Source organism: Kitasatospora sp. NPDC091276 (assembly GCF_040684355.1).
Lineage (GTDB): Bacteria > Actinomycetota > Actinomycetes > Streptomycetales > Streptomycetaceae > Kitasatospora.
Genome location: NZ_JBFBFU010000008.1, coordinates 95,267 through 107,374 on the forward strand (window position 1 = coordinate 95,267; position 12,108 = coordinate 107,374).

Below are 12,108 nucleotides of genomic sequence, written 5' to 3' on the forward strand. Positions count from 1 at the left end.
GAGCCCCTTCGCACGTCGTGGCCAGGTGAGGATGCGCTCAATGTACTGACCCGTTACCCGCCCGTCACCGGAGCGACGGTGTGATCGAGCGCACTGGCACCTTCCAGTCAACACCGTGTCAACGCGGCCCGGGTGAACCCCGGCGTCTGCCCCCGGTGTGCGGCCCGGGTGGACCCCCGGCGTGTGAGCAGACTCGCACGTCCGGCGCTGGCGCCGGTCAGCGGCGATGCGCTGCACTGGTGCCACCTGGTTCCCGAGGTACCCAACCCGCCCCCGGAGGTCGCCGTGCTGACCCGTATCGACCACATCGGCATCGCCTGCCGCGACCTCGACAAGACGGTCGAGTTCTACCGCGCCACCTACGGCTTCGAGGTGTTCCACACCGAGGTCAACGAGGAGCAGGGCGTCCGCGAGGCCATGCTCAAGATCAACGACACCGGCGACGGCGGCGCCTCCTACCTCCAACTGCTGGAGCCCACCCGGCCCGACTCGACCGTCGCCAAGTGGCTGGAGAAGAACGGCGAGGGCGTGCACCACATCGCCTTCGGCACCGCCGACGTGGACGGCGACGCCGAGGCCGTCCGGGCCAAGGGCGTGCGGGTCCTCTACGACGAGCCCCGGATCGGCTCGATGGGTTCGCGGATCACCTTCCTGCACCCCAAGGACTGCGGCGGCGTCCTGACCGAGCTGGTCACCTCCGCCGAACCGGGCGTCCACGACGCCCACTGACCCCCGCCAGGTGCCGCCCACGACCGGGCGGCACCCCCGAATCGCCGGTCATGACCCGTCAGTAACCTCGTCCGACAGCCGGAAAACCACCACGCGGCCATTCCCCCGCGGTGCGCTCCCACTACAATGCCCAGGTGCGCGAAGGCTCCGGGGGACGGAGGCGACGGGCACGGCCGATGACAGGCCCGTCCGCCCAGCGGTGGCCGGCCCGTCGCAGGGGAGTCCACAACGCGGGCACGGCTGAACAGTCGCAACACTGATCTGTCACCATTCTCCACAAGGCAAGAGTTCGCCCAGGAGTCCACCCGGACGGGGGAACGCGGCATCACCGCGCTTCCACGCCCAGGGCTCCGACGACCGCGGCGGGCGGCCCCGGCTTGACCGGCGGGCCGTCCACCGGCTGCGGATGCAAGGAGCCAGTCGGACCAGTACCCGGACAACGGGTGCCCTGGACCGGCCGGGTCGAGGACGCGACCAGGAGATGGATGGGACCGCGGAGTGCGGGGCAACGACCGCTACGAGGTTGACGATCACCTCTCCCAGTTCGAGGCCGAGATGGGTCGGACTCGAAAGGAGCGGGACAAGGCAGTCGAGCATGCCGAGGACCTCGCCTACCAGGTGGAGGTGCTCCGGGCCAAGCTGCACGAGTCCCGCCGCATGCTCGCCCAGCCGCGCGCCTTCGACGCCGTCTCCGGCCAGGCCGAGCAGATGCTCCGCACTGCCGAGATGCAGGCCCAGCAGCTGCGCGCCGACGCCGAGCGCCAGCTGCGCGACTCCCAGGCCGCCACCCAGCGGATCATGGCCGAGGCCGCCGAGCGCACCGCCCGGCTGGAGGCCGAGCTCACCGCCCGCCGCCGCCAGCTGGAGGACGAGCTCACCGAGCTGCGCCGCACCGCCGAGCAGCACGTCAACGGCTGGGCCGAGCAGACCAGGACCGGCTCCGAGCAGGAGGCCCAGCGCCTGCTCCAGGACGCCCGCGCCGAGGCCGAGCGCATGGTCGCCGCCGCCCGCGCGGAGGCCGTCGCGCTCTCCGACCAGGCCCGCGCCCAGACCGCCGCCGACGTCGACGCCGCCCGCGGCGAGGCCCAGGCCGCCGCCGAGGCCGCCCTCCAGCGGGCCCAGAGCGACGCCGAGCGCCTGCTGCGCGCCGCCTCCGAGCACGCCCAGCAGGCCGGCGCCCAGGCCGCCGCCGACGTGGACGCCGCCCGCGGCGAGGCCCAGCAGCAGCTGGCCGCCGCGCACGCCGCCGCCGAGCAGCAGCTCGCCGTCGCGAAGGCCGAGATCGGCCGGCTCAAGGAGCAGGCCTCCGCCGAGCAGATCCGGGCCGAGCAGCAGCTCGCCCACGCCCAGGCCGAGATAGAGCGGCTGCGCGCCGAGGCGATCGCCGAGGCCGAACGCACCCGCCGCGAGTCCGCCGAGCTGCGGGCCCAGGCCGAACAGGCCGCCGAACAGCTCCAGGCCGACGCCGAGGCCGCCGCCGAACGCAAGGCCGCCGACGGCGAGGCCGCCAACGAGCAGCGCTCGCAGACCGCCCGTGCCGAGGTCGCCCGGATGGTCGCCCACGCCACCAAGGAGGCCGAGGCGATCCGCGCCGAGGCCACCACCAAGCAGGCCGAGGCGGAGGCCGCCAAGGCCGCCGCCGCCGAGGAGAGCGAACGGCTGCGGGCCACCGCCGAATCGGTGGCCGGCGAGCTGCGCGCCGAGGCCGAGGCCGCGATCGCCGAACTGCGCGCCCAGGCCGACCGGGAGGTCGCCGAACTCCGCGCCCACGCCGAGGCCGAGGCCCAGCGGCTGCGCCACGCGGCCGAGGAGGAGGGCCGGGCGGCCGGCGCCAAGGAAGCCACCGTCCACCTCGCCAAGGCCGCCAAGACCGCCGAGGAGGTGCTCGGCCAGGCCGACCAGGACGCCGAGACCGCCCGCACCGAGGCCGCCACCGAGGCCGAGCGGATCCGCACCGAGGCCGCCGCCGAGGCACAGCGCCTGCGCGAGCAGGCCCAGGCCGCAGTCGAGCAGGCCCAGAACGCCGCGCTCGACGACGCCGCCGCGATCCGCGAGCGGATCGAGCAGATGCAGGACGAGGCGGCCCGGCTGCGGGCCGAGGCCGAGGAGCTGCGCGCCCAGGCCGCCGCCGAGGCCGACCGGGTGCGCGGCGAGGCCCGCCGCCAGGCCGTCGTGCAGATCGAGGAGTCGGCGAAGAACGCCGAGGAACTGCTCACCAGGGCCAAGGCCGACGCCGACGAGCTGCGCGCGGGCGCCGCCGGGGAGATCGAGCGGCTGCGCGCGCAGGCCCAGGAACAGGCCGCCGAGACCCAGGGCCGGGCCGAGCAGACCCTCGCCCGGGCCCGCACCGAGGCCGAGAAGACCACCACCGCCGCCGAGCAGCAGGGCCAGGACGCCCTCGCCGCCGCCAAGGCCGCGGCCGCCGAGAACCGCGCCGCCGCCGAGCGCGAGACCGCCGAACTCCGCCGGGACGCGACCGAGTTCGACCAGCGGGTCCGGGCCGAGGCGAACGCCGCCGCGACCGCCCTCAGCGCCGAGGCGCAGGCCGAGGCGAACGCCGTCCGGGACGCCGCGGTGGCCGACGCCGAGCGCATCCGCACCGAGGCCGACGCCGAGGCCGCCCGTACCCGCAGCGAGGCCGAGGCCGCCGCGAACGCGCTGCGGGAGGAGAGCCGGCGCGAGCACGAGGAGGCCGCCGCCGGGCTGCGCCGCGAACGCGAGGAGACCGCCGAGCAGCTGGCCGCCGCCCAGGCCGCCCACGAGCAGGCCGAGCAGACGGCGACCGAGCTGCGGGCCCTCGCCGAGCGGGAGAGCGCCGAACTGCGCGAGCTCGCCGAGCGCGAGACCACCGAACTGCGCGAGCTCGCCGAGCGCGAGACCACCGAACTGCGCGAACTCGCCGAACGCGAGACCACCGAGCAGCGCACCGCCGCCGAGGCGTACGCCGCCGACGTCCGGGCCAAGGCCGAACAGGCCGCCACCGAACTCACCGAACGCACCACCGCCGAGACCACCGAACAGCGCGAGGCGACCGAACAGCACGTCGCCGAGCTGCGCGCCCTCGCCGAGCGCGAGACCACCGAACAGCGCGAGCTCGCCGAGCGCGAGACCACCGAACAGCGCGAGCTCGCCGAGCGCGAGACCACCGAACTGCGCGAACTCGCCGAACGCGAGACCACCGAGCAGCGCACCGCCGCCGAGGCGTACGCCGCCGACGTCCGGGCCAAGGCCGAACAGGCCGCCACCGAACTCACCGAACGCACCACCGCCGAGACCACCGAACAGCGCGAGGCGACCGAACAGCACGTCGCCGCCCAGCGTGCCGAAGCCGAGGAACTGCTGGAGGGCGCCCGGAGCGCCGCCGAGCAGCGCCAGGCCGAGGCCGCCCGGGACGCCAAGGCCGTCCGGGAGAAGGCCGCCGCCGAGCTGGCGTTCGCCGCCGAGCAGGCCGAGACGGTCCGCGCCGAGGCCGGCCGCGAGCTGTCCGAGGCCCGCGCCACCGCCGACAGCATCCGGGCCGAGGCCACCGCCGTCCTGGAGCAGGCCCGGGTCGACGGCGAGGAGCTGGTCGCCGCCGCCCGCGTCGAGGGCGCCGCCCTGGTCGAGGCCGCCGAGGAGGAGGCCGCCGAGGTCCGCCAGTCGGTGGCCGGCATGCACGAGGCCGCCGCCGAGCAGATCGCCGAGCGGAAGGCCGCCGCCGAGCGGGAGGCCGCCGAGGTCCGCGACCGGGCCGAGCAGGCCGCCGCCGAACTGCGCGAGCTGGCCGAGCGCGAGACCGCCGAGCAGCGGGCCCTCGCCGACGCCGAGACCACCGCCCTGCGCGAACTCGCCGACGCCGAGACCGCCGAGCAGCGGGCCCTCGCCGACCACGAGACCGCCGAACTGCGCGCCCGTACCGACGCCGAGACCACCGCCCTGCGCGAGCTGACCGAACGCGAGCTGGCCGCCGAACGCGAGGCCCACGAGGCCGAGTTGGGCCGTCAGCGCGCCGAGGCCCAGGCCTACGACGAGCACCTGCGGGCGGAGGCCGACGCCGTACTGCACGCGGCCCGGGAGGCCGCCGGGCAGTTGCGCGCGGACGCCGAGGCCCAGGCCGTCCGGACGATGGCCGCCGCCGACGAGCGCTCGGCCGGCCTGGTCGCCGACGCCGAGGAGCTGGCCGCCGCCCTGCGCGCCGAGGCCGAGGAGTACGCGCTCGCCACCCGGACCCTCGCCGACGAGTACGACGCCGCCGCCCACGGCCGCGCCGACGCGTACGACGCGGAGACCCGGGAGGCCGCCGAGCAGTTCGACAAGGCCACCCGCGAGCAGGCCAACTCCGTCCTGGAGAAGGCCTTCGCGGACGCCGAGTCGCTCGGCGAGGACGCCCAGACCACCGCACTGGCCACCACCGCCGCCGCCGAGGAGCAGGCGGACGCGATGGTCGCCGCCGCCCGCAAGGAGGCCGACCGGCTGGTCGCCGCCGGCGAGGCGGCCGGCCAGGCCGCGGTGGAGAAGGGCCGGTCCGACGCCGACACGCTGCTCGCCGAGGCCCGCCGGGACTCCACCGCGATCCGCGAGCGCGCCGAGGAGTTGCGCGAGCGCACCGACGCCGAGGTGGAGGCGCTGCACGAGCGCGCCCGCAAGGAGAACGCGGCGGCCATGAAGTCGGCCGGCGAGCGGGTCGACGCCCTGGTGACGGCCGCTCAGGAGCAGCTGACCGAGGCCGAGGAGCAGGCGGTGGCCACCGTCGCCGAGGCCGAGGACCGGGCGGCGGCGCTGGTCGCGGCCGCCGAGGACCGCGCGGGCGAGCTCACCTCGGAGGCGTCCGCGGAGGCCAGCAAGGTCCGGATCTCGGCCGTCCGCAAGGCCGAGGGGCTGCTGAAGGAGGCGGAGACCAAACTCGCCGACTCCACCAGCCGCGCCGAGGCGCTCATCGTCAAGGCCGAGGCCAAGCTCCAGTCGGCCGAGGCCGAGGCCGAGGAGCGGCTGGAGAACGCCGCCACCGAGGCGGAGAAGCGGCTGCGGGACGCCGACCGCAGCGCGGACGAGCAGGTCGAACTGGCCAAGGCGGAGGCCGAACGGCTGCTCGCCGAAGCGCAGGCCGAGGCGAAGCGGGTCACCGACGAGGGCCGGCGCGAGCTGGACGAACTGGTGCGGCGACGCAAGGACATCAACACCGAGATCTCCAGGGTGCAGGACGTGCTGTCCGCGCTGGAGGCGTTCGAGGCACCGGCACCGGTCGCCCAGACCAACGGGGGAAGCAGCACCAAGAAGGACGGGGGTGCCAAGGCGGGTGCCGGAATTGGTTCCCCCCGGTCGGGCGGCAATCGTTCCAAGAACGCACCACCCGATTGAGCGGACATTGTCCGCGGGACGACGGCATCTCGCCGTCGACACTCCGGTACCGTGTCAGGATTCCCTCAACCACCTCAGCGGTTTGACGACAGGAAGCCCAGAACCCCATGAGCGACAGTCACTCCCCTCACGGCTTCGACCTGGTGCGCCGTGGGTACGAGCGCGCCCAGGTCGACGAGCGGATCACCAAGCTGGTGGCCGACCGTGACAGTGCCCTGACCCGGATCAGCGCGCTCGAGAAGCGCATCGAGGAACTCCACCTGGAGACCCAGACCGCGCAGGCGGCGGTCACCGAGGCGGAGCCCTCGTACGCCGGTCTCGGCGCCCGGGTCGAGAAGATCCTGCGACTGGCCGAGGAGGAGGCCAAGGACCTGCGCGACGAGGCGCACCGCGCCTCCGAGCAGCACCGCGAGCTCGCCGAGGCCGCTGCCCAGCAGGTCCGCACCGAGGCCGAGAACTACGCCAAGGACCGCAAGGCCAAGGCGGAGGACGAGGGTCTGCGGATCGTCGACAAGGCCAAGAGCGACAGCGCCCAGCTGCGCGCCGAGGCCAACAAGGACGCCCAGAACAAGCGCGAGGAGGCGGACGCCCTCTTCGAGGAGACCCGCACCAAGGCCGCCCAGGCCGCGCTGGAGTTCGAGACCAACCTGGCCAAGCGCCGCGAGCAGTCCGAGCGTGACCTGGCCGCCCGTCAGGCCAAGGCCGAGAAGCGCCTGGCCGAGATCGAGCACCGGGCCGAGCAGCTGCGCCTGGAGGCCGAGAAGCTGCGCACCGACGCCGAGCGCCGCGCCCGCCAGACCGTCGAGACGGCGCAGCGCCAGTCCGAGGACATCGTGGCGGACGCCAACGCCAAGGCCGACCGGATCCGCAGCGAGTCCGAGCGCGAGCTGGCGGCGCTCACCAACCGCCGCGACAGCATCAACGCCCAGCTGACCAACGTCCGCGAGATGCTGGCGACGCTGACCGGCGCGGCCGTGGCCGCCGCCTCGCTGCCGGGCGACGACACCATGGGCGTGCCCGCCCAGCAGTCGCGCTGACGCCGCCGCCGGGCGCCGGCGCCCGGCGGTACGTGCGGAACGGACGGCACGTGCGGAACAGCAGGCAGGCCCTCACCCACCCGGGTGAGGGCCTGCCGTCTTTCCACCGTCATCATCTCGGGTGACCTGGGTGAGCGGGCGTCACCTGGGGTAGGCCCCGTCGGGCCGCTGGTGCCCGCTGCTGAGCTGGTTGCCCTCGTCGTCGGAGACGGTGCCGAACCACGAGGTGCACCAGACCGACACCGAGTCCGGCCAGTACTGCACCTCGAACGGGTGGCCGGAACCGTGGTCGCCGTACGAGGTGACGATGAAGGTCTCGCCGGGGCGCAGCCAGTAGTCCTCGCCGAGCGGTTCCAGGGTCAGTTCGACCAGGCCCTCGCCGCGGTTGGTCACGGGCATCCGGCCGGTCACCTCCAGCGCCGAGAAGTCCCAGCCGGTCGCTTCCTCCCTCATCCCGCCGTCACCCGGGCCAGCAGGTCGCGGACGGCGGTGTTGAACGCCTCCGGTGCCTCCAGGGCGCTCAGATGGCCCGCCCCGGGAATGACGGTCAGTTCGGCGTCCGGCCTGGCCCGGAGCATCGGTTCGGCCTCCTCCGGCGCCACCAGGCCGTCCTGCGCGCCCGCGACGACGGCGGTGGGCACCCGCAGCCCGGCCAGCACGTCCAGCGCGTCCGGCCGGGCCGCCATGGCCCGCTGGGCCCAGGCGACGGCGGCCGGCGACGCGGCCGCGACCAGCGACCGCACCCGCTCCACCAGGTGCAGCGAGTCCGGCCCGAGCTGCCCGGCGGCGACCTCCTCGTCGAGCAGCAGCTGGACGCTGCCCCGGGCGGTGACGGCGGCCGCGATCCGCTCCCGGTTGGCCCGGACGGCGTCGGTGTCGGCCGTGGCGCGGGTGCTGGCCAGCAGCAGTCCGGCCAACCGGTCCGGGTGGCGGCGGGCGAAGGCCAGCGCCACGTAGCCGCCCATGGAGAGCCCGCCGACCACCGCGCGCTCGATCCCGGCCGCGTCCAGCAGCAGGGCGAGGTCGTCGGCGACCAGGTCCAGCGAGGGTTCGTCGGCCCCCAGCTCGGTGCCGCCGAAGCCGCGCTGGTCCGGGGCGAGCACCCGGGCCTCGTCGCCGGTCAGACCGGGCAGCGCGTCCAGTTGGGCGGACCACATCGAGGCGTTCAACGGAAAGGCGTGCAGCAGCACGAGGGGTGTTCCGGTGCCGCTCTCGCGGACCGACACTGCGGAGGGGGGCTGGGTCATGGGCCCACCGTATTCCGGCACGCCCGGCGGGCCCACTCAGCGGGCCGCGATATCCGCTTTGTCCTAGCCTTACCAAAAGTAAGGGAGCGCGAATGATCGAGTTGCACGACCTGACAAAACGTTACGGCAGGACCCTCGCGGTGGACCGGCTCAGCTTCCAGGTCCCCCAGGGCGTGGTCACCGGCTTCCTCGGCCCCAACGGCGCGGGCAAGTCCACCACGATGCGCATGATCCTCGACCTCGACCGCCCCACCAGCGGCCGGGTCACCATCGACGGCAAGCGCTACGGGCAGCTCAGCGAACCGCTCAAGTACATCGGCGCGCTGCTGGAGGCCAAGGCCGTCCACCCCGGCCGCACCGCCCGCGACCACCTGCTCTGGCTCGCCCAGAGCAACCGCATCCCGACCCGCCGGGTGGACGAGGTGCTCAACCTGGTGGGCCTCGCCCCGGTCGCCCGCAAGCGGGCCCGCGGCTTCTCGCTCGGCATGGGCCAGCGCCTGGGCATCGCCTCCGCACTGCTCGGCGACCCGGAGATCGTCATGTTCGACGAGCCGGTCAACGGACTGGACCCGGAGGGCATCCTCTGGATCCGCAACCTGATGAAGCGGCTCGCCACCGAGGGCCGGACCGTCTTCGTCTCCTCCCACCTGATGAGCGAGATGGCCGTCACCGCCGACCACCTGGTGGTCATCGGCAAGGGCCGGCTGCTCGCCGACCTGCCGATGCCGGAGTTCATCCGGCGCAACTCCCGCTCCGCCGTCCGGCTTCGCACCCCGCACCCCGAGCGCCTGCTCGACGCCCTGTCCGGCGCCGGTCTCCGGTCCGAACCCGGGCCCGGCGGCTCCTACGAGGTGGTCGACGGCGATCTCGCCCGGCTCGGCGACCTGGCCTCGGCCCACGGCGTCGTCCTGCACGAACTCAGCCCGCAACAGGCCTCGTTGGAGGAGGCGTTCATGCAGATGACGGCCGACTCGGTGGAGTACCACGCGGGCGACGGCCCGGGCCGGGACGCGGCCGGCGCACCCGGCGTCTGGGGCGCCGGCTGGAAGGCGGACGGCGCCCCGCGGACCGCGACGGCCCGGCAGGAGGAGAACTGAGATGACGTCCTTCCCGGCGATCCTGCGCTCCGAGTGGACGAAGATCCGCAGCGTCCGCTCGACGATCTGGACGCTCGCGCTGACCTTCGTCGTCACCGTCGGCATCGGCGCGCTGCTGTCCCTGCTCACCAACAGCAACTTCGGCGAGTTCCGGCGGGGCGACCAGTCCGTCTTCGACGCCACCGGCACGGCCTTCTCCGGCATCATGCTCGGCGAGCTCGCCATCATCGTGTTCGGCGTGCTGGCCATCGGCAACGAGTACAGCACCGGCATGATCCGGGTCACCCTGGCCGCCGTCCCGCAGCGCGGCACCCTGCTCACCGGCAAGGCGGTGGTGCTCGGCACGATGGCCCTGGCGGTCTCGGTGGTGACGGCCTTCGTCACCTTCTTCACCGGCCAGGCGCTGCTCGGCTCGCACTCCACCAGCCTCGACCAACCGCACGTGCTGCGCGCGGTGTTCGGCGCCGCGCTGTACCTGACGATGCTCTGCCTGTTCTCGGCCGGCGTCACCACGATGCTGCACAGCCAGACGCTGGCACTGGGCGTACTGGTCCCGTTCTTCTTCCTGCTCTCGCCGATCCTCTCGGCGGTGCCGAAGGTCAAGACCCTGGCCCACTACTTCCCGGACTACGCGGGGTCGCGGATGCTGCTGGTGTACGAGCAGCACGGCCAGCCGTACGGGCCGTGGGCGGGCTTCGTGATCTGCCTGGCCTGGACGCTCGCCGCCCTGCTCGGCGGCGCGCTGGTGCTCAAGAACCGGGACGCCTGACCGGCTCAGTACCGCGGAGCGCCGCGGCCCCGCAGGACGTTGGAGGCCCGGCGCTCCCGCGCGCCCCAGCAGGCGCGGTGCCAGTGCCGCCGGTCGTCCACGCCCGCGCCGTGCATCGGCCAGGCCACCACGTGGCCCATCCCGGGCGGGATCTCCTGGTCGCAGCCCGGGCACCGGTAGTGCCGCCCGGCCGTCCCGGCGACCGTCTGGACCACCCAGTCGTCGCCCTGGTGGCTCTCGGTGCGGCGCAGCGATCCGCCGAGCGGGGAGGCCTGCTCGGCGCTCCCGCCCGGGTCGGCGCTCTTGATCCGGTTGCGGCGCGGCGACACGTCGGACTACCTCTCTTCCGGGATTTCGGGTCGTTCCAGCCTACGGCCGGCCGCCCCTCCGGCAGGCCACTATCACGGCATCGTCCGACGCTCCCGCGTTTTTGCCGAGATCCACCCGATCTTCGACGAAATCCGGGTTTCCGCGTGCCATTGGCACATGACATCGGATACCCACAAGGGGAACAGGCGGGGCCCGCAGACCCTGCGCGCACCCGAGGAGGCCCCACCATGACCAAGACCAGCGCCCGTGCCGAGACCCGTCGGCCCGTCGGAGTCCGGCCGCCCGCCCCCGGGCCGGTGCTGACCTCGCCCCTCCCGGTCACGGCCGCGGCGGGCGAGCCGCTGCCCGTGCCGCAGCGGGCGGGCGCGCTCCCGCCGGACACCGCGCCGGTGCGGGTCGGCGCGTTCCTGCTGTCCGCGCAGTTCCCCGGGCAGAGCCACCGCGAGGCGCTGGACCGCACCGTCCGGGCCGCCGTCGAGGCCGAACGCGCGGGCCTGGACAGCGTCTGGCTGGCCGAGCACCACTTCGTCCCGTACGGGGTCTGCCCCAACGCCGCCACGCTGGCCGCGCTGCTGCTCGGCCGCACCCGCCGGATCGGCGTCGGCACGGCGGTCAGCGTGCTCTCCACCGCCCACCCGGTGGCGCTCGGCGAGCAGGCCGCGCTGCTGCACCTCACCTCGGACGGGCGCTTCACGCTCGGGGTGGGCCGCGGCGGCCCCTGGATCGACCTGGACGTGTTCGGCGGCGGCGTGGACGCCTTCGAGAACGGCTTCCCGGAGCGGCTGGACCTGCTGCTGCGCTGGCTGCGCGGCTCCCGGGTCGGCGCGGACGGCCCGCAGTTCGCCTTCCCCGAGGTGGCGGTGGTGCCGCGCGCCACCGAACCGGTGCGCCGGTCCGGACTGGGCAGCTGGCTCGGTCTCGGCGAGCGGTCCGGTCCGGTGCGCTTCCCGCGCCAGCGCCAGGACGTCGAGGGCCTCGGCGAGGGCGTCGGTGAGGAACTCGACCCGTCCGGGCGGCCGGTGGCCGGCCCGCCGATGGTGGTCGCGTGCACCTCTCCGAGCGGGGTGCGGCTGGCCGCCGAACGCGGCCTGCCGATGCTGCTCGGCATGCACTCCGGCGACGACGACAAGCTGCGCATGCTGGAGCTGTACCGCAGCGCCTGGCTGGCCGCCGGGCGCGGCGAGGAGCAGCTGCGCCGGGTGAACCGACGGCACGTCGCGGCCGGGGTGGCCCAGGTCGACGACCGCACCTCGGCGGCCCGCGCCACCCTGCTGAACGCCATGCCGGGCTGGTTCGAGTACGGGCTCGGCGCCCACCGCACCGTGGACGGCCGGGAGCGCAAGATGCGCGACCCGCGCGAGTACACCGAACTCCTCTGCGACCTGCACGCGGTGGGCACGCCGCGACAGTGCGCCGACCGGCTGCTGGCCACCGCCGAGCGGACCGGCATCCGCCGCTTCGCGCTGCTCGCGGAGGGCAGCGGCGACCGCGAGGCGACCCTGCACAACATCGCCCGGCTCGGCTCCGAGGTGCTGCCGCAGCTGGGGTGAGCCCGGGGGTGG

Annotated in this window: 9 protein-coding genes; 6 read left to right on the forward strand and 3 right to left on the reverse strand. The window is 74.6% G+C overall.

The window, feature by feature from the left end; translation table 11 throughout:
• Nucleotides 1–285 precede the first annotated feature (285 nt).
• From mce to AB0O19_RS12480, 3 genes are all read left to right on the forward strand, one after another.
• On the forward strand, nt 286–729 hold the full coding sequence (gene mce, locus AB0O19_RS12470) for a methylmalonyl-CoA epimerase (protein ID WP_363582154.1): 444 nt from the start codon (nt 286–288) through the stop codon (nt 727–729).
• 498 nt (nt 730–1,227) lie between these two features.
• Entirely contained in the window at nt 1,228–6,066 is a 4,839-nt protein-coding gene (locus tag AB0O19_RS12475) for a hypothetical protein (RefSeq protein WP_363619295.1), read from the forward strand.
• Nucleotides 6,067–6,173: 107 nt separating this feature from the next.
• On the forward strand, nt 6,174–7,103 hold the full coding sequence (locus AB0O19_RS12480) for a hypothetical protein (RefSeq protein WP_063347784.1): 930 nt from the start codon (nt 6,174–6,176) through the stop codon (nt 7,101–7,103).
• Nucleotides 7,104–7,244: 141 nt separating this feature from the next.
• Here the strand turns inward: AB0O19_RS12480 and AB0O19_RS12485 are convergent, their stop codons facing one another.
• Both AB0O19_RS12485 and AB0O19_RS12490 read right to left on the reverse strand, forming a co-directional pair.
• Nucleotides 7,245–7,556, reverse strand: a complete 312-nt coding sequence (locus tag AB0O19_RS12485) for a hypothetical protein (protein ID WP_363582022.1) — start codon at nt 7,554–7,556, stop codon at nt 7,245–7,247.
• A complete protein-coding gene (locus tag AB0O19_RS12490; protein ID WP_363582020.1) occupies nt 7,553–8,350 on the reverse strand; it encodes an alpha/beta hydrolase in 798 nt (265 codons plus the stop codon). The genes AB0O19_RS12485 and AB0O19_RS12490 overlap by 4 nt, the downstream gene beginning before the upstream one ends.
• Nucleotides 8,351–8,442: 92 nt before the next feature.
• Between AB0O19_RS12490 and AB0O19_RS12495 the strand changes: the two genes are divergently transcribed.
• Together AB0O19_RS12495 and AB0O19_RS12500 are read left to right on the forward strand one after the other, a co-directional pair.
• Nucleotides 8,443–9,447 (forward strand): ABC transporter ATP-binding protein, encoded by a 1,005-nt coding sequence (locus AB0O19_RS12495; RefSeq protein WP_363619296.1) that lies wholly within the window; start codon nt 8,443–8,445, stop codon nt 9,445–9,447.
• A gap of 1 nt (nt 9,448) precedes the next feature.
• Nucleotides 9,449–10,216: an ABC transporter permease subunit gene (locus AB0O19_RS12500; protein WP_363619297.1), complete on the forward strand. Its 768-nt coding sequence runs from the start codon at nt 9,449–9,451 to the stop codon at nt 10,214–10,216.
• 5 nt (nt 10,217–10,221) lie between these two features.
• On the opposite strand, the gene AB0O19_RS12505 is transcribed toward AB0O19_RS12500, so the two are convergent.
• Entirely contained in the window at nt 10,222–10,545 is a 324-nt protein-coding gene (locus AB0O19_RS12505) for an ATP/GTP-binding protein (RefSeq protein ID WP_363371918.1), read from the reverse strand.
• 390 nt (nt 10,546–10,935) lie between these two features.
• Here AB0O19_RS12505 and AB0O19_RS12510 point away from each other — a divergent pair, with 390 nt between their 5' ends.
• Nucleotides 10,936–12,096 (forward strand): LLM class flavin-dependent oxidoreductase, encoded by a 1,161-nt coding sequence (locus tag AB0O19_RS12510; RefSeq protein ID WP_363619375.1) that lies wholly within the window; start codon nt 10,936–10,938, stop codon nt 12,094–12,096.
• Nucleotides 12,097–12,108: the final 12 nt, after the last annotated feature.